The sequence below is a fragment of the Micromonospora sp. NPDC005206 genome (genome assembly GCF_040608175.1).
GTDB lineage: Bacteria > Actinomycetota > Actinomycetes > Mycobacteriales > Micromonosporaceae > Micromonospora.
Genome location: NZ_JBEXHU010000015.1, coordinates 40,639 through 57,755, shown reverse-complemented (window position 1 = coordinate 57,755; position 17,117 = coordinate 40,639). Strand labels below are relative to the sequence as shown.

At 71.8% G+C, this 17,117-nt stretch carries 17 protein-coding genes and 1 tRNA gene; 7 read left to right on the top strand and 11 right to left on the bottom strand.

All coding sequences use genetic code 11. The annotated features are described in order from the left end of the window. Position 1 precedes the first annotated feature (1 nt). From ABZU69_RS23070 to ABZU69_RS23050, 5 genes are read right to left on the bottom strand one after another with little or no spacing between them, the layout of a single operon-like run. Positions 2–1,507, bottom strand: a complete 1,506-nt coding sequence (locus ABZU69_RS23070) for a penicillin-binding protein 2 (protein ID WP_354966410.1) — start codon at positions 1,505–1,507, stop codon at positions 2–4. Continuing rightward, positions 1,504–2,994, bottom strand: coding sequence for an FtsW/RodA/SpoVE family cell cycle protein (locus tag ABZU69_RS23065; protein ID WP_354966409.1), 1,491 nt, complete (start codon positions 2,992–2,994; stop codon positions 1,504–1,506). Before ABZU69_RS23065 ends, ABZU69_RS23070 begins: the two co-directional genes overlap by 4 nt. Positions 2,995–3,024: 30 nt before the next feature. Continuing rightward, entirely contained in the window at positions 3,025–4,503 is a 1,479-nt protein-coding gene (locus tag ABZU69_RS23060) for a PP2C family serine/threonine-protein phosphatase (protein ID WP_354966408.1), read from the bottom strand. Continuing rightward, positions 4,500–4,985, bottom strand: a complete 486-nt coding sequence (locus ABZU69_RS23055; protein ID WP_088959602.1) for an FHA domain-containing protein — start codon at positions 4,983–4,985, stop codon at positions 4,500–4,502. Before ABZU69_RS23055 ends, ABZU69_RS23060 begins: the two co-directional genes overlap by 4 nt. Before the next feature lie 6 nt (positions 4,986–4,991). After that, complete coding sequence (locus tag ABZU69_RS23050; RefSeq protein WP_074315673.1) at positions 4,992–5,780, bottom strand: DUF3662 and FHA domain-containing protein; 789 nt, start codon at positions 5,778–5,780, stop codon at positions 4,992–4,994. Between the two features lie 207 nt (positions 5,781–5,987). On the opposite strand from ABZU69_RS23050, the gene ABZU69_RS23045 reads away from it, so the two are divergent. The 3 genes from ABZU69_RS23045 (at position 5,988) to ABZU69_RS23035 (ending at position 8,057) form a co-directional block, all read left to right on the top strand. Further along, a tRNA-Leu gene (locus tag ABZU69_RS23045) sits at positions 5,988–6,073 on the top strand. A 65-nt stretch (positions 6,074–6,138) separates the two neighbouring features. Beyond that, a complete protein-coding gene (locus ABZU69_RS23040) occupies positions 6,139–7,254 on the top strand; it encodes an NAD-dependent epimerase/dehydratase family protein (protein ID WP_354966407.1) in 1,116 nt (371 codons plus the stop codon). After that, positions 7,251–8,057, top strand: a complete 807-nt coding sequence (locus ABZU69_RS23035) for a WecB/TagA/CpsF family glycosyltransferase (protein ID WP_354966406.1) — start codon at positions 7,251–7,253, stop codon at positions 8,055–8,057. The genes ABZU69_RS23040 and ABZU69_RS23035 overlap by 4 nt, the downstream gene beginning before the upstream one ends. A 66-nt stretch (positions 8,058–8,123) precedes the next feature. Here the strand turns inward: ABZU69_RS23035 and ABZU69_RS23030 are convergent, their stop codons facing one another. After that, positions 8,124–9,995 carry a S8 family serine peptidase gene (locus ABZU69_RS23030; protein ID WP_354966405.1) on the bottom strand — a complete coding sequence of 624 codons (1,872 nt, stop codon included), beginning with the start codon at positions 9,993–9,995 and terminating at the stop codon, positions 8,124–8,126. Positions 9,996–10,208: 213 nt separating this feature from the next. Here ABZU69_RS23030 and ABZU69_RS23025 point away from each other — a divergent pair, with 213 nt between their 5' ends. Next, positions 10,209–10,808, top strand: coding sequence for a hypothetical protein (locus tag ABZU69_RS23025; RefSeq protein ID WP_354966404.1), 600 nt, complete (start codon positions 10,209–10,211; stop codon positions 10,806–10,808). Here the strand turns inward: ABZU69_RS23025 and ABZU69_RS23020 are convergent. From ABZU69_RS23020 to ABZU69_RS23010, 3 genes are all read right to left on the bottom strand, one after another. Continuing rightward, positions 10,776–11,177, bottom strand: a complete 402-nt coding sequence (locus ABZU69_RS23020) for a hypothetical protein (RefSeq protein ID WP_354966403.1) — start codon at positions 11,175–11,177, stop codon at positions 10,776–10,778. The genes ABZU69_RS23025 and ABZU69_RS23020 overlap by 33 nt on opposite strands. Positions 11,178–11,393: 216 nt before the next feature. After that, a complete protein-coding gene (locus ABZU69_RS23015) occupies positions 11,394–11,615 on the bottom strand; it encodes a DUF397 domain-containing protein (protein WP_354966402.1) in 222 nt (73 codons plus the stop codon). Beyond that, positions 11,585–12,466, bottom strand: a complete 882-nt coding sequence (locus ABZU69_RS23010; protein WP_354966401.1) for a helix-turn-helix transcriptional regulator — start codon at positions 12,464–12,466, stop codon at positions 11,585–11,587. Before ABZU69_RS23010 ends, ABZU69_RS23015 begins: the two co-directional genes overlap by 31 nt. A gap of 626 nt (positions 12,467–13,092) precedes the next feature. On the opposite strand from ABZU69_RS23010, the gene ABZU69_RS23005 reads away from it, so the two are divergent. Beyond that, positions 13,093–13,377, top strand: a complete 285-nt coding sequence (locus ABZU69_RS23005; RefSeq protein WP_354966400.1) for a hypothetical protein — start codon at positions 13,093–13,095, stop codon at positions 13,375–13,377. Positions 13,378–13,475: 98 nt separating this feature from the next. Beyond that, complete coding sequence (locus ABZU69_RS23000) at positions 13,476–13,919, top strand: hypothetical protein (protein WP_354966399.1); 444 nt, start codon at positions 13,476–13,478, stop codon at positions 13,917–13,919. 7 nt (positions 13,920–13,926) lie between these two features. On the opposite strand, the gene ABZU69_RS22995 is transcribed toward ABZU69_RS23000, so the two are convergent. After that, positions 13,927–14,730: a PASTA domain-containing protein gene (locus tag ABZU69_RS22995; protein WP_354966398.1), complete on the bottom strand. Its 804-nt coding sequence runs from the start codon at positions 14,728–14,730 to the stop codon at positions 13,927–13,929. A 106-nt stretch (positions 14,731–14,836) separates the two neighbouring features. Continuing rightward, positions 14,837–15,535, bottom strand: a complete 699-nt coding sequence (locus ABZU69_RS22990; protein ID WP_354966397.1) for a PASTA domain-containing protein — start codon at positions 15,533–15,535, stop codon at positions 14,837–14,839. A gap of 122 nt (positions 15,536–15,657) precedes the next feature. Between ABZU69_RS22990 and ABZU69_RS22985 the strand changes: the two genes are divergently transcribed. Continuing rightward, positions 15,658–17,067 (top strand): hypothetical protein, encoded by a 1,410-nt coding sequence (locus ABZU69_RS22985; protein ID WP_354966396.1) that lies wholly within the window; start codon positions 15,658–15,660, stop codon positions 17,065–17,067. Positions 17,068–17,117 lie beyond the last annotated feature (50 nt).

Below are 17,117 nucleotides of genomic sequence, written 5' to 3'. Positions count from 1 at the left end.
GTCAGCGACCCCCCGGGTCGGCGATGGCGGCCCGCATGATCTGACCGCCGATCCGGGCCGCCTCGGAGCTGCCGCCGCTGCCGGCCTGCTCCAGTACGACGCAGACCGCGGAGACCGGGGTGCCGTTCTTGTCGAGCGCGAACCCGATGAACCAGCCGTGGTCGGGCCGGTCCGGGGCGGACTGCGCGGTGCCCGTCTTGCCGCCGACCGTGTAGCCGCTGATCGCCGCGTTCCGGCCGGTGCCCTTCTGCACCACGCTGACCATCATGTCGCGGAGGTCGCCGGCGACCTGCCCGTTGACCGGCTGGCGCAGCTCCCGCGGCTTCGCGGTGTAGTAGCTGGTGGTCCGGTCCGGGGCGAGCAGCTGCCGGACCAGGTACGGCCGCATCTGGCTGCCGCCGTTGGCGACCGCCCCGGCGATCATGGCCCCCTCCAGCGGGGTCATCCGGACGTTGTTCTGGCCGATCGAGGACTGGGCCAGTGCGGCCGGGTCGGCGCTTCCGTCCGGGTTCTGCATGTCTCCGGTCCGGCTGGCCGCCGTGCGCAGCCCGTCCTCGCCGAGCTGGCCGACGGTGAGGTCGTCCTGCTCGAAGCCGAACTGCTGGGCCTTCTCCTTGATGGTGTCGGCGCCGAGCCGCACGCCGAGCTGGGCGAAGCCGGTGTTGCACGATTCGGTGACCGCGTCCAGCAGGGTGACCTGCGACTTCGGGCAGATCGACGGGTGGGCGTTACGGATCGGGCTGCCCGAAGTGGGCGGGGTGTAGCTCGACCCGGCCGGGATCGAGGTGGATTTGCTGATCCCGTTCTCCAGCGCGGCCGCGGCCACCACGATCTTGAAGGTGGAGCCCGGCGGCAGCGTCTCGGAGAGCGCGCGGTTCTTCAGCGGGCCGTCCGGGTCCTGATCCAGCTTGTTGAACGCCGCCGCCGCCTCAGTGCTGTCGTGGACGGTCAGCGGGTTCGGGTCGAAGCTGGGCATGGAGACCAGCGCCTGCACCGCGCCGGTGCGCGGGTCGATGGCGATCGCCGCGCCCTTCTTCACACCCACCTGGTTGTTGCGCAGCTGGTCGTACGCCACGTCCTGGGCCCGCTTGGAGAGCGTGAGCAGCACGTTGCCGCCACCGGTCTGGTCGCCGGTGAACATGTCCTTGAACCGGTCGCCGATCAACTGGTCGCTGGTGCCGGCCAGGAAGTCGTTCTCCACCCGTTCGATGCCCTGGTCCGCCAGGTTGACCGGCTTGTAGCCGAGCACGTGGGCGTACTTGGCGCCGCCCGGGTAGGAGCGCAGGAACTTCAGCTTGCCGGTGGTCTCCTTGCTGGTGGCCACCGCCGTGCCACCGGCCTCGATGTTGCCGCGCTTGCGCTTGTAGTCGGCGACCTGGACCCGACCGTTGTAGTCGCTGGTGCGGTACTCGTCGGCCTTGTACGCCTGGATCCAGTTGAGGTTCGCGAAGAGCAGACCGAACAGGACGATGACGACGACGCCGACACGGCGCAGGGGTGCGTTCACGGCTTGATCACCTCCGTGGGAGCACCGTGCAGCTGCTCCGGCGGGCCGCCGGTGGGCCGGGCAGCCTTGCCACCGCTCCCGCTGACCGGCCGGCGGGCTCCGTCGGAGACCCGCAGCAGCACCGCGATGAGCAGCCAGTTGGCCATCAGCGACGAGCCACCGGCGGACAGGAACGGGGTGGTCTGACCGGTGAGCGGGATGAGCTTGCTGATGCCGCCGACGATCACGAAGACCTGCAGGCCGAGGGTGAACGCGAGACCGCCGGCGAGCAGTTTGCCGAACGAGTCCCGCACCGCGAGCGCGGCACGCAGGCCCCGCTCCACGATCAGCAGGTAGACCACCAGCAGCGCGGAGAGACCGAAGAGGCCGATCTCCTCACCGATGCCGGCGAAGATGAAGTCGTTCTGCACCTCGGGCAGGATGTCCGGTTGACCGCCGCCCGGCCCGGCGCCGAAGAGCCCGCCCGTGCCCAGGGCGAGCAGGCCCTGGACGAGCTGGTAGCCCTTGTCGGTCGGGTCGGCGAACGGGTCCAACCAGATCTCGGCGCGCACGTAGAAGTTGGCGAACGGCCCGCCGATCGTCGAGCCCAGGACGTAGGCGAGGTAGGCGCCCCCGAAGAAGAGGATCAGACCGATCAGCAGCCAGCTGACCCGTTCGGTGGCGATGTAGAGCGTCACCACGAACATGCCGAAGTAGAGCAGCGAGGTGCCCAGGTCCTTCTCGAAGACCAGCACCAGGAGGCTGATCAGCCAGACCACGACCACCGGGCCCAGGTCGCGCCCACGCGGGAAGTCGATGCCGAGGAAACGCCGGCTCGCCAGCGACAGCACCTCGCGCTTGCGCACCAGGTAGTAGGCGAAGAACACCAGCAGTGCCAGCTTGGCGAACTCACCCGGCTGGATGGAGAACAGGCCGACATCGATCCAAAGTCTGGCGCCGTTCTTCTCGGAGATGCTGCGCGGCAGCACCGCCGGGAGCATCACCAGCACGATGCCGGCCAGGCCCAGGGTGTACGCGTACCGGGAGACCGAACGGTGGTCGCGCATGATGGCGAGCAGACCGGCGGCGAGGATCACCGAGAGGAGCGTCCAGGCCAGCTGGCGCCCGCCCTGCCCCGCGAAGATGGCCAGGCTCTCCCGGTCGGCCACGGGGGCCTCGCCCAGGTCGATCCGGCGCAGGAAGCCCACCCCGAGGCCATTGAGCAGCGCCACCGCCGGCAGCAGCGCCGGGTCGGCGAACGGGGCGAGGAACCGGATGACCAGATGCAGGCCGAGGAAGACCGCGCCGAGGGCGGCGGCGGGCATCCAGAAGTCCGGGGTGACCGTGTCCAGCAGGTTCGCCTCGACGGTCGCCCCGTACGCGGCCACCAGCACCATGGCGAGCAGCAGCAGGGACAGTTCGGCGTTGCGTCGGGACCGGGCCAGGCGTACGCCGGACTCCCCGCCCGTGGTGGCGGGCGAGGGTGCCGGTGTGGCCGCTACGGTCACGGGTGGAGTCCTCGGGATCTCAGCTGACGCTCACTCGGGAGACCGGCAACCGGCCGGGTCGAGCCCTGGCGTGGTCGAGTCGGAGGGCGTGGCGTCGGGTGTGGTGGTCGGATCGGTCACGCCGACAGCGGCGGTCGCACCGGTGGTCGGGCTTGCGCTGACGACCCCGGTGGGGGTCACCGACGCTTTCGCGCTGGGGCTGCCGTTCGGTGCCGGCGTCGTCCCGGCCGGCGTCGGGGTCGGCGTGGGCGTCGGCGTCGCGCCAACCACGGCGGTCGGGTCGGCCGGGCAGATCGGCTTCAGGTTGGGGTTGCTCGGGATGTCGCTGGTCAGCTCGGCGAGTTGGCGCTCGGCATCCGGCTCGCTCTTGGCCCGGATGCCCACCTTGACGGTGTCCTGCGCCGCCACGGTGAGGTCGTCCAGCCGGGTGCCGCTGGTGCGATGCACGGTGGAGAGGTCCATCCCGGCGATCTGACCCTGGATGCCACGGAAGACGGCGACCTGGCCCTCCTCGGTGGCGCCCACGTAGTACTGCTGTTGGGTGTAGGTCCAGCCGGCGAAGAGCCCGCCGCCGAGGATCACCAGCAGGGCCAGCGCCATGGCGGTGGCCCGCACCGGACGGCGCTTCGGCTCCTGCTCGTCGTCCGCCGCCGGCGGCTCCTCGGGCGCGGCCGGGCGCGGCGCGGACAGCGCCGAGGCCCGGGCGGCCGGGGTGGAGTCGTCGGCGGAGGTGGCCATGCCCCGGTCGCGGGCGGCGGCGCCGCCGACGATCGGGGTCGCCTCGACGATGTCCTGATCCGTGGCGTCCGCGATGATCACCGTGATGTTGTCCGGCCCACCGCCGCGCAGCGCGAGTTGCACCAGCCGCTCGACGCACTGCTGCGGGTCGGCGTACTCCCGCAGGGTCTCGCCGATGGTCTCGGCACTGACCACGCCCGAGAGGCCGTCGCTGCAGATCAGGTAGCGGTCGCCGGGCAGCACCTGGCGCACCGAGTACTCCGGGTCGATGTCCCGGCCGTCCAGGGCCCGGGTGAGCAGTGACCGCTGCGGGTGGCTGCTCGCCTCCTCGGCGCTGATCCGACCCTCGTCGACGAGCATCTGGACGTAGGTGTCGTCCTTGGTGACCTGCGCGAACTCACCGTTGCGCAGCAGATAGGCCCGCGAGTCGCCGATGTGGACCATCCCCAGCTTGCTGCCGGAGAAGAGGGTCGCCGTCAGCGTGGTGCCCATCCCCTCCAACTGCGGGTTGGCGTCCACCGTGTCGCGGAGTTGTTGGTTGGCGGTGCCCACGGCCGAACGCAACGCGTCGACGAGAGCGTCCCCCGGGACGTCCTCGTCGAGCGGCGCCATGGCACCGATGACGATGTTGCTGGCGACGTCACCGGCGGCCATGCCGCCCATGCCGTCGGCAACGGCGAGTAGCCGCGGCCCGGCGTAGACGGAGTCTTGATTGCCGTCTCGGATCAGACCGCGGTCGCTGTGGGCCGCATAGCGCAGGGTCAGAGTCATGGCCGTAATTCGAGGGAAGTGCGGCCGATCCGGATCGGCACGCCGAGGGGGACGGGGGTTGGTCCGGTGACCTTAGCGCGATCTAGGTACGTGCCGTTAGTCGAGCCGAGGTCCTCGACGAACCACTGCCCTTCACGCGGCACGAGCCGGGCGTGCCGCGCGGAGGCGTAGTCGTCGGTGATGACCAGGGTGGAGTCCTCGGCCCGACCGATGGTGATCTGCGCTTCACCGAGAGTGATTCGAGTGCCGGCCAGCTGGCCAGCGGTCACCACCAGCTGGTGTGCCGCCCTGCCCCGCTTCACCTTCGCTGGCTTGGCCGCTTGCCCCGTCGAGGCGCCCACCGCACGCGGCGCCGCCACCAGACGACCGGACCGGGCCCCCGCGAAGAGGTCCCGGCGGATCACACCGACCACCGTGAACACGAAGATCCACAACAGGATCAGGAACCCGAACCGGGCGACGGTGATGACCAGTTCCGGCAAGGCGGGTCAGCCGTCCACGCGGAAGGTCAGCGTCGTGGTGCCGAGCTGGACCATGTCACCCGGGTTGAGGGCGACCGCGGAGACCCGCTGGCCGTTGACCATGGTGCCGTTGGTCGACCCCAGATCGGTCAGCACGACCTGGCCGCCGTCGAAGTCCAGTCGGGCGTGTCGCCGGGAGATGCCGACGTCGGGCAGGCGCAGGTTGGCCTGGTCGCCGCGACCGATCACCGTCGACCCCATCTGCAGGGGATAGGTGCGCCCGTCGCCCGAGACCAGCCGCACGTTGCGGCCGCCACCCTGCCCGGGCGGCGGACCGTAGCCGCCACCCTGGTCGTACGCGGGGTAGGCGGGCGGGCCGGCGTCGTAGCCGGGTGCCGAGACCGGGGCGACCTCGCCGCCGGTGTAGACCTCGGCGGTGACCCGGAACATCCCCGTGTCCAGGCCCTCCCCCCGTTCGATCTCGACGATCACGTCGCCGTAGACCGTCCAGGCCTGCTCGCCGATGAACTCCGCCTGCGACTGGGCCAGCTCCTGGGCCAGCGCGGCGGCATACGGCGCCAGACGACTGTGGTCGAACGGCGAGAGATCGATCACGTAGCGGTTGGGCACCAACGTGCGCCCACCGGCCAGGATCGCCTTGTGCGCCTCGGCCTCCCGCTGCATGGCGTTGAGGATCTCCACGGGGTGGACCACCCCTTTGAAGACCTTGGCGAAGGCCCCTTCGACCAGGCCTTCCAGACGCTTCTCGAAGCGTTGCAGCACGCTCACCGGCTCCTCCTCGGGTCCCGAGGACATGATGGTATCCGGCCGGCGCGCGCGCAGCTCACACGCCGCTCGGCCGCCTGCTACCGGCCCGTTCGGATGGGCCGGGTCTCCCGTGCTAATCTTTCGTCCGCCACGAACGGTAACCGCTCGTGGCGAGCGCCGGGGACAGCGTAGTATCTCCGGGGCCTGCTGGAGACAGTGGGCTCGGGGCGGCTAGAGTGTTCCGGGTTGTGCCACGGGGATGTGGCGGAATGGCAGACGCGCACGGTTCAGGTCCGTGTGCCCGAAAGGGCGTGGGGGTTCAACTCCCCCCATCCCCACCAACGACGAGGGCTCCGCAGAATGCGGGGCCCTTCCGTCATATCGGGGCCGTGCCCGTCGTCACGCTATGCTCCGATGGTTTCTGCCTCCGATGGACCAGGAGTGGCGTGTGAGTGTCGCGTTGGTGACCGGGTCGGGTGGTCTGATCGGCTCCGAGGCGGTCCGGCACTTCGCCGGCCTCGGCCTGGACGTCGTCGGCATCGACAACGACATGCGCCGGTACTTCTTCGGCGAGGACGGCTCCACCTCGTGGAGCCTGGAGCGACTCAGCCGTGACCTGGGCACCGCCTACACCCACTTCGCGGTGGACATCCGGGACCGGGACGGCCTGGAACAGGTGTTCAAGAAGTACGGCTCCGACATCGCCGTGGTGATCCACAGCGCGGCGCAGCCGAGTCACGACTGGGCCGCCAAGGAGCCGTACACGGACTTCGACGTGAACGCCGGCGGCACGCTCAACATTCTGGAGAACACCCGACGACACGCGATCGACGCGCCGTTCATCCACTGCTCCACCAACAAGGTCTACGGTGACCGGCCCAACAGCCTGCCGCTGATCGAGCTGGAGACCCGGTACGAGCTGCCCGAGGACCACCGCTGGTACCAGGGCATCACCGAGGACATGTCGATCGACAACTCGCTGCACTCGGTCTTCGGCGCGTCCAAGGTCGCCGCGGACGTGATGGTGCAGGAGTACGGGCGCTACTTCGACATGAAGACCGCCTGCTTCCGGGGCGGCACCCTGACCGGGCCGGCGCACTCGGCGGCCGAGCTGCACGGGTTCCTGGCCTACCTGATGCGCTGCGTGATGGAGGGCCGGACGTACAACCTGTTCGGCTACAAGGGCAAGATGGTCCGCGACGCGATCCACTCGCGGGACGTGCTGACCGCGTTCGAGGCGTTCTTCCGGGCGCCGCGTTCGGCGGAGGTCTACAACCTTGGCGGAGGCCGGCACTCCAACACGTCACACATCGAGGCGTTCCGGATCGCCGAGGAGATCACCGGCCGCGAGGCGCAGATCAACTACGTCGAGCAGAACCGCACCGGCGACCACCAGTGGTACGTGAGCAGCATGGCCCGGTTTGAGGAGCAGTACCCGGAGTGGAAGATTACGTATGACGTCCCGATGATCCTGCGGGAGATCTACGAGGCCAACGTGGACAAGTGGGTGCCCCAGGCATGACCGCCCAGACCAAGCGCAACGTGCTCGGCGTCCTGGTCGACGCCACCGACTACGACGCGGCGACCGACGCCGTGGTGACCGCGGCGCACGAGCGGCGTCCGCTCGCGCTGACCGCGCTGGCCGTGCACGGTGTGATGACCGGGGTGCTGGACCCGGCGCACAACGCCCGGCTCAACTCCTTCGACGTGGTCACCCCCGACGGCCAGCCGGTGCGCTGGGCGCTCAACCTGCTGCACCATGCCGGGCTCACCGACCGGGTCTACGGGCCGACGCTGACGCTGCACGTGCTGTCGCGCTTCGCCGACGAGGGGCTGCCGGTCTACCTGTACGGCTCCACCGAGGAGACGCTGGCCAAGCTGATCCCGGCGCTGGAGCGGATGTTCCCGGCGCTGAAGATCGCCGGGGTGGAGCCGTCCAAGTTCCGCGCGGTCCAGCCGGGCGAGGACGCCGAGATCGCCGACCGAATCCGGTCCAGCGGTGCCCGCCTGGTCCTGGTCGGGCTTGGCTGCCCGCGCCAGGAGGTCTTCACGTACGCCATGCGCCCCCTGCTCGACATGCCGCTGATGGCGGTCGGGGCGGCCTTCGACTACCACGCCGGGCTGCTGCGCCAGCCCCCGTCGTGGATGCAGCGCGTTGGCCTGGAGTGGTTCTGGCGGCTCGGGCTGGAGCCGAAGCGGCTCTGGCGCCGCTACGTGATCCTCAACCCGGCCTACCTGGCCCGGCTCGCCGGGCAGAAGACCGGCCTGTGGAAGGCCCGCCCGCCAGCGCCCGCCACCGAGCGGCCGGCCACCTTCGCGGTCTGACCCCGATCCGTACGGCACGAGGCCCCACCCGGCGTTCCGGGTGGGGCCTCGGCCGTGGGAACCAGGTCAGAGGGTCAGGGTCCAGGTGTTGATGTAGCCGGTGTCCCCGGAGTAGACGTCCCGCACCTGCAGTCGCCAGGTGCCGTTCGCCGCCTCACTGGAGACGTTGGCGGTGTAGGTCGTGTTCACGTTGTCGGCACCGTCGAAGTAGCTGCTGTTCTTCAGCCGGTACGCCGAGCCGTCCGGGGCGACCAGGTCGACCACCAGGTCACCCCGGTAGGTGTGCACGATGTTCACCGCGACGGTCGAGGACGCCGAGGCGTTGCGGTTGCAGCCGGCGATCGTGATCGAGCTGGACACCGTGGCGCCGGTGTCCGGGATCGCGACGTCGGTGCCGTTGGTGCCGGAGCAGCCACCGCCACCCGAGCCGGTCACGGTCAACGTGTACGTGGCCGTCCGGGTGCCCGCCGCACCGCTGCCGGTGATGGTCACCGGGTAGCTGCCGGCGGGGGTGCTCGCCGAGGTGGCGATGGTGAGGGTGGACGAGCCGCCCGACGTCACCGTCGACGGGCTGAACGACGCGGTCGCCCCGGCCGGCAGGCCACTGGCGGAGAGGCTGACCGACTGGGCGGAGCCGGCGGTGGTGGCCGTACCGACGGTGGCCGTCACCGAACCGCCCGGCGCGGTGGAGCCGGAGGTCGGCGACACCGAGACCGAGAAGTCGTTGGCCGGCGGGGTGCCGTTCACGACGTAGAGCAACCGGTTCGGGGTGCCGGTGCCGACGTTGGTCACCAAGTTCGGGGTGGAGTTGTTGACCAGGTTGTCCCGGACCTGCTGCGGGCTCCACGACGGGTTCGCCGAGAGCACGAGCGCGGCGGCCCCGGCGACGTGCGGTGACGCCATGGAGGTGCCGCTGATGGTGTTCGTCGCGCTGCTGCCCGTGTACCAGGCCGAGGTGATGTTGACGCCCGGGGCCAGGATGTCGACGCAGGTGCCGAAGTTGGAGAAGCTCGCCGCGGCGTCGTTGTTCTGCGTCGCGCCCACGGTGATCGCGGAGGCGACCCGGGCCGGGGAGTAGTTGCAGGCGTTCTGCCGGACGCCGAGGGCGTTGCCATTGCCGGCGGCGACCGCGTACGTGACGCCGGAGTTGATCGAGTTGGTGACGGCCGTGTCGATCGAACTGTTGGCGCCACCACCGAGGCTCATGTTCGCCACCGCCGGCTTGACCGCGTTCGCGGTCACCCAGTCGATACCGGCCACCACCTGGGCGTTGGTGCCGCTGCCCTGGCAGTTGAGCACTCGGACGCCGACGATCTGGACGCCCTTGGCCACCCCGTACGACGAGCCGCCGACCGTGCCCGCCACGTGCGTGCCGTGGCCGTTGCAGTCGTCGGCGGAGCCGCCGTCCACCGCGTCGAAGCCGGAGACGGCCCGCCCGCCGAAGTCGTTGTGCCCGTACAGCACGCCGGTGTCGATGATGTAGGCGCGGACGTTCGACGCCGTGTTCGGGTAGGTGTACGAGCTGTTCAGGGGCAGGTTCCGTTGGTCGATCCGGTCCAGGCCCCAGGACGGCGGGTTGGTCTGGGTGCCGGCGATCGAGACGGTGTGGTTCTGCTCGACGTACGCCACCGCCGGGTCCGCGGCGATCCGCGCGGCGGCCTTCGCGCCGACCCGGATCTCGAAGCCGCGCAGCGCCGCGCCGTAGGTGCGGGCCACCGTGCCGCCGTGCCGGCCGACCAGCCGGTCCGCGTTGTCGCCGACCGTGCCCCGGCTGACGGCGGTGTCCTTGAAGACGACGATGTAGCTGTCCGCGACGGCCGTGTCTCCGCCCGCCGCCCGGATGGCACCGGTCGGTTCGGCGGCCAGGGCGGGTGTGGCAGCGGCCAACAGGGTCAGTGTGGCCACCCCGACGAGTACGGACCTGTGGGCAAGACGCATCTCTTACCTCCCTCCGACCGGCAGCCGCCCGACGCGGGTCCCGCTCAGATTCGTGACGGCCGATCTTTCCGAGAGTAGGTCAACGTAGTGACGAAGATAAACATGTCGCATCGTTCATAACACGGAAAGGATGCCCCCTACGGGACGGCGTCCGGGACGAACGAGGGCTGCGCCCGGAGTCGCGGACGGCCGCGACCGGGCAGGCTGACCAGCATGGAGAGCCCCCTCGCCGCCCTGTTGCCGATCGCCGTCCTGTGGCTGGCCGCTGGCGTGGTCGCGGACGGCCTGCCCCGGCTGGACCGCGCCCGCGCGCTGCGCCGACGCGCTGGACACCTGCTCATCCTGACCCTGGTGGGCCTGACGCTCACGGTGACCGTCCTCGCGGCCGGGCTGCTCAGTGCCGGGAACACCCCGGCCGACCAGGCCGCCGCCGCCCTCGATATCGCCGGGCTCCCCACCCTCGTGGTCGCGGTCTGCACCGTACGCCGGGTACGCCGGCTCTGGGCCGGCGCGGGAGCGTTCGCCGCGGCGCCCGAGACGCCCGCGCCGCACGGTCTTCGGGCCGCCGCCGCGCACCCGTTGATCGGGTTGCCGTTGCAGGTCACCGGGGTACTGACGGTGCCCGCGGTGGTCGCGGCGAGCGGCACCGACCTCTTCGCCGAACCGGGCGTCACCGGTCCGGCGATCACCGTCGGCGCGCTCGGGATTCTGGCCATCGGCGTCCGGCACGCGCTCCGGCACAACCGGCTCGCCGAGCGGGCCCAGCCGGATCCGGCGAAGTCAGCGCGAGCGGCCGGGCCCCTGCACGTATAGCAGCTCCAGGATCGCCCGGGTCGCCTCGAACCAGCGGTCCAGCCAGCCCGGCGGCGGAACGCTGCCCTTCGGTGGCAGCTCCATCAGCAGGCCGCGCAGCAACGGGTGGTCAGCCAGCGACCCGGTGGGCTCCATCGGCCAGCCGCTCGGCGGGAAGGACGGCTCGACCAGTGGGTTCGGGTCGAGCGAGGGCAGCGAGAGCGGCGGGTCGCCCGCCTCGGTCGCCGGCGCCTCCCGCCCGCTCATCTCCTGGTCGGTCGAGACCACCTCGGTCAGTACGGTGTCCCGACGCGCCCCGCGGTACTTGCCACCGAACCGCTCCGGCTTGCCCGGACCGTTGGTGAGGTTGTCTGACCCGATCGTCGTCATCCGTCTCGCCTACCTCGCTGGGTTGCGGATCGGTGCGGCGGGTCGTCGACCAGCGCCGTACCGATTCGTTCAACGAGACGGACCCGCTGTGGCGACGGGAATCCCGGCGGAACCTCGCCGAGCGCGCCTCCGCGCGCGGAGCGGGAGCCCGCCGGCGCGGCACGCGAAGGCCCCCGTCCGGTCGAGACCGGACGGGGACCTCACGTGACCGCTCGGTCAGGCCGAGCCGAACACACCAACTCTGGTGCCGGCGACGAAGGCGTGCCAGTCGCCTGGGGCGAAAACCAGGGCCGGGCCGGCCTTGTCCTTCGAGTCCCGCACTCCGACCGCCCCGGTCACGTACGCCACCTCCACGCAGTTGTCACAGTTCGGCCCGCTCTTCGAGCTCTTGAACCACGTTGCCTGCGTCAGGTCCACGGGGAACCCCTTGGTCGCCATTTCCACAACGGCTCCTCTGCCAGTTTTGCGATGTGTGCGACGGACTCCTCCGGACGAATGGCCGCGGCGCGGATGTGATCGAAGATGAAGCTGTACTTCTGTAGTTCGTCGCTCTTCTCAAGGAAAAGCCCACCCGTGGCGTTCTCCGCGTACACGACATCCGGATCACCGGCCTCGGGGAAACTGAGGATCGTGAAAGTGCCGTCCATGCCGGCGTGCGCACCGACCTCGAAAGGCAGGATCTGCAACGTCACGTTCGGCAACTCGGCCACTTCGACCAACCGCTTGAGCTGGCCACGCATCACCTCGTCCCCACCCACCGGCCTGCTTACCACCGCCTCATCGAGCACCACCCACAGATCGACCGGATCGTCCTGGGTCAACAACGACTGACGGCCCAGTCGGACACGCACCCGTTGGTGGACCTGATCGGCGGTGAAGTCCGGCCGGGCGGCGCGGATCATCGCGCCGGCGTACTCCTCGGTCTCCAGCAGACCCGGCACCACCTGCTGCTCGTACGCCCGAATCGAGCTCGCCGCGGCCTCCAGCCCGACGTACGCGCCGACCAGCACCGTGCTGTACGGGTGCCACCAGCCCTTCTGCCGGGCCTCCCGGGCGATCTGCACGAGTTCGTCGCTCTCGGCACCGACCACGCCGTAGATCCGCAGCATGTCCCGGACGTCGCGCGGGGTGGCCGTGGTGTGCCCGGTCTCGATCCGGGAGACCTTCGACGCCGAGCACTCCAACTGCTCGGCGACGACTTCGATGGTGATCCCGGCGGATTCCCGCTGGCGGCGTAGCTCGGCACCGAGCCGCCGCCGTCGGATGGTGGGGCTGCGCCGCTCACTCATGGCGCTCCCCGGTCACTGCTTTCCGCCGCTGGCTGCTCGACCCCACTTCGGGCTACCTCCGGTCGACGCGCCACTGGCTGCCGCCCGCCGGGGGCGCGACCGTCGACCGGCGAGCGTTCGCGGCGAGGGGGTGGTGCCGGTCATCGGCCGGCCGCGACGGGCGAAACCGGCCCTCAGTGTGCCGTCCGGACGCGGATGGCTTCAAGCGCCGCTTTGTGGAAGGCACTCACGTATCGGCAAAAGTCGACGTGCAACTTGCATGAAGCACGTCACTGATGCACTCTGTCCGCATGGCACGGATCACTCAGCGTCTCCGTCCGGTCCCCCGGTGTGGTGATCCCACCGACCCGGGGAACCCGGGCACGACGCGGGCCCGGCCGGCGACACCGAGAGCTGCTCCGGGGTGAGGACCCCGCCGCTGCAAGCCAGCCGGCTGCGGCGGCGGGCGCGGTTCCCGGAAGCAACCGGGTGATGGTCGGGTGGCGGCACGCCACCAGCGGAGTACGGCCCGACCGCCACCACCCGCACCACCGGTCCACGAGGCGCGAACCCGTCACCGGGCCGAGACGTTTTCCCCGACCAGTCACCGCCGGCACGAATGCCGGCCGACCTCCCCAGGAGCCCATGTGCTTCCCCGCTCCGGTGACGTACTGCACGTGACTCGCGCGGCGAGTGTCCAGTTCCTCAGGCCCATCAAGTTCCGGGTGATCCGGGTGCTCGACTGGCCGACCTACGACGGTTGGCTCTGGCTCGACGGCTACGAGTTGAACACCGCGGGCGACGCGGTCAACCGTCGGTCGATCTTCGTCCAGCGGGGCGGGTTGCAACAGGTGCAGGCCGCACCGGAGCCCCGCCCGCACACCGTACGGAGCCGGCGACCGGTCGTCCGTACACCGGTCCGGGTGGGCTGACCGACGCGATCCGCCGCCGGTGGGCGTGCCGTCGCCATAGAATTGGTACGCCCACCCCGGCACCGTTCCACCCGCGCGTCCAGGGCCCTGAGCCTGGGATGGTCATGGTCAATCAGCCCGCCGTGCGGCGGCACCACCGCTCCCGTATCGCCTACGCTTTCGGACTGCTCGCCCTGCTCGGGGCCGTGACCACGTTCGTGGTCCTGGCCCGCGACCCGGCGCTGTCGTCCACCCGACTGACCACTCCGGTGCCCGCACCGGAGATCACCGTGGTCGACGCCGACCCACCGACGTACGACGAACCCGGCTGGTTCGACACCCATGCCCCGGACGACCGTGCCGACGCGGCCGACCCGACCGGCCCGGCCGCCGGGGCCGGTGGCGGCGGTCAGTCCGGCGGGCGGCAGGAGATCACCGAAGCCGGTCCGGCGCGGAACACCGCGACCGACGTCCGCCGCTCGCTGTTCTGGTCCGGGATCTTCGGCCTCACCATCTCGCTGGCCGGCCTCGGCCTGGTCGGCACCCGCCGCCGGATGTGGTGAGCACCGGTCACCGCGTGCGTGTCGCCGTGGGACTAGGCGTAGCCGGGCTGGTCCCGGTCGAGGGCTGGGCCTGGGACACGATCAGCAGCACCTCCTCGTCGGCGGGCAGCATGGTGCCGGCCTCCGGTTCGGTGCCCACCACCGTCCCCGGTGGCAGCTCGGACGGGCGGTACACCACCCGGTAGGCCAGCCCGAGCCGGTCCAGCAGCCCTTCCGCGGTGGCCTGCGGCAGGCCGGCGAGCGGCGGCACCGGCTTCTCGGCCGGCGCGGTGGTGGCCGCCGGGCTGCTCGGCGTCTCACTGGTCGGCGCCGCCGAGGTCGGGGCCGCGCTGGTCGGTGCGGCGCTCGTGGCACTGGGCGGCGGCAGCGACGGGGTGGACCCCGGGTCGCCATCCCCGTCGTCGTTCTGCGCGGCGAGCACGACCCAGAGCGCGGCGCCGAGCAGGCCGGCGAGCAGGAGCGCGAGCACCCCCCAGAGGATCGGCAGCCACCAGCGTCGGCCACCCTGCTCCTCGGCGTACCACTCCCCGGAGGGCTCGGCCGGTCGGGGCGCCCGGACCTCCGCCCGCCCGGACCACGGCGCCGGGGTCGCCCGCTCGGCAGGCATGGGCGCGGTCCGGTCGGGAGGCGTGCCCGGCTGCGTCAGCGCGGAGCGGTCGATCGGCATGGTCTGATCGGGCGACGCGGCGGGACCCGACGCGGCCCGGTCGATCGGCGCGGTCTCATCCGGCGACGCGGCCCGGTCGATCGGAGCGGTCTCGTCGGGGGACCCGGTGGTGGGGGTGGCGGGCTCCTGGCGGTCGTCGCTCATCGCACGTCCTCTCCCGAACCGGGCGGGCGGCATGGCCCTCGACCGCCAACCTAACCGCCCGCACCGTCATCGGCGCGGATCCGCGGCCCGAACCGCCCGGCCCTGATCAGAAGGGGGGCTGCGTGCCCGGCAGGCTCGGCGGCGTCTCTCCGCACCAGATGCTGACCTCGTCGTTCCAGCGGGCCGGGCCGTCCTCGGCCGGCTCCTGCCGGCTGACCTTCCCACTGCGCCCGCTGCGGTAGCGCGGGTAGAGACCCTCGTCGACCAGTTCGTCGGCGGCCTTCGCGCAGCCGTCGCCGACCACGTCCGGCACCTCCGCGGGGGGCGGCGGACCGGCAACCCGCAGCTGCACGGTGGTGCCCCGGGTCACCTCCGTACCCACGGCGGGCGAGGTGCTCTCGACCGTACGACCGGTGCCGTTGCCGAAGACCAGCCGCCAGCCGAGCCGCTGCTTGCGCAGGACATCCCGGGCCTCCATGAAATCGGTGCCGACCACCGGTGGCACGGTCAGCCCGGTCCCCCTGGTCGCGCTGGCGGAGGTCCGGGGAGCGGAGGGCGTGGTCCGGCCGGTGCTCGGCCGCGGTGCGGTGGCCCGCCCGGTCGGCGCACCGGTCGTCGTCGCCACCGCCAACGGATCCGCCGGAGGTGCGTCGTCCTCGCCCGCCAACAGCCAGCCACCGGTGGCGCCGACCGCGGCGAGGAGCACGGCGACCAACCCGCCACCCAGCAGCACACTGGCCCGGCCCGCACCGCCGCCGTCCCGGCCGGCGACGGAATCCTGCCGATCCGTGTTCGCGTCCGTCATTGCGCCCACCGCCTCATCACCGGCGACCGTACCGGTCGTCGCCCAACCCGCTGCGTCCGCGGTCCACCCCGGCGGGTAGTTGCCACTCGCCGCGCCGACGACGGGACGTTACGCTGCCCGGCATGGCCAGACGGGGCTGGGGAGTATCGATCGTGACGGCGATCGGGGTCGCTGCCGGCGCTGGCGCCGCGCAGCTTGGCTTCGGCTACGGGCTCGGCGTCATCACCTGGACGCCTACCGATGCGGGGGCCACCGACACGGCCTGGGCGGACGGCCTCGCCTGGGCCACGTGGCTCGCCGCCAGCTCCACTGTGCTCGGAGCGGTGTGCGCGCAGCGCCTGCACTCCAGGGCAGTGCCGCCGGCGGCCGAGGCGACGGTGAGCGGCCCGGGGTCGATGCCTCCCGCCGCACCGGCCACGGAGAACGGGTCCGAGCCGGCAGAGCGGTCGGAGCCGGGAGCCGCGCGTGCGGCTGCGGTCGAGGGAACCGGCCCGACGGGCGCCACGGAGGGCGCGTCGTCACCGATGGCCGAGGTGCTGCCCAGCCAGCGTGGGAGCCTGCTGCGGCGGGTGTCCCTGACGCTGGGCGCCGCGGTCGGCGGGCTGGTCACCGTACTTCTGGTCGCCGTACCCGCGCGGGTCGCGGTGGGCGCCGACACCGGTGCGCCGCAACGGGTGGCGGCCGTACACGCGGGACTGGGCATCCTGATCGGGGTGCTCGTCGCGCTCTGGGCGCTGCGCTCGCGCGCCGCCGCGGTGAACGTGACCGCCACGGCCGCCTGGCTCTGGCTGCTCGCGGTGGTCTCGGTGATCGACGGGGTACGCGTCGGACGCGGGCTGACCGGCGCCCAGCTCGGCACCTGGCAGCTCGACCCGGACCACCCGCGGTACTGGATCGGGGACCAGCTCTACTGGCCCGGTGCGCTGCTGGCGCTCGTTCCCGCGCTGCTGGTCGGCGCGCTGGCCGCCCGGCGAGCCGCCCGGTCGACCGGGCACCGGGTCGGCGCGGCAGCCTCCGGCGCGGCCGGTCCGCTGCTCGTCGCGCTCGCCTACCTGACCACCCTGCCGCGCTGGTCGGCGCTGGGCCCCGCGCAGCTGTCCACCCAGCTGATCGCCCCGTACGCGGTGATCGCCGGCGTCGGCGGCTCGGTGCTGGTCGCCGTCCTCGCCGAGCGGGCCAACCGGGTTCGGTCGACCGACCCGGACGCGCCCGTTCCGGTCGGAGTGGACGCGAAGCGGGCCGCCGAGCGCGACTCGACCCGGGCCGGCGAGCCCGACGCCGATCCGCTGAGCCCCACGACCGAGGCCAGCACCGGACGTGGGACGGACGCGGCCCGTGCCGCGGCGTCGGCGAGCGGGACCGTTCCGCGAAAGCGGGACGCGACCCGCGCACCCCGAGTGCCGGCACCCCGCTCGGCCCCGGACGACTCCGAGTCGACCGGGTCCATGGACGACGAGCCGGTGGAGGGCGCCGCGTCGGGCAGCCGGCGGGGCCGGTCACCGCGGCGGCCCGGGCGACCCGGCACCGACTGAGTCCCGGACAGCCGCCGATGCGCTGACGGCCGGCCGGACCGGTGGTGCGG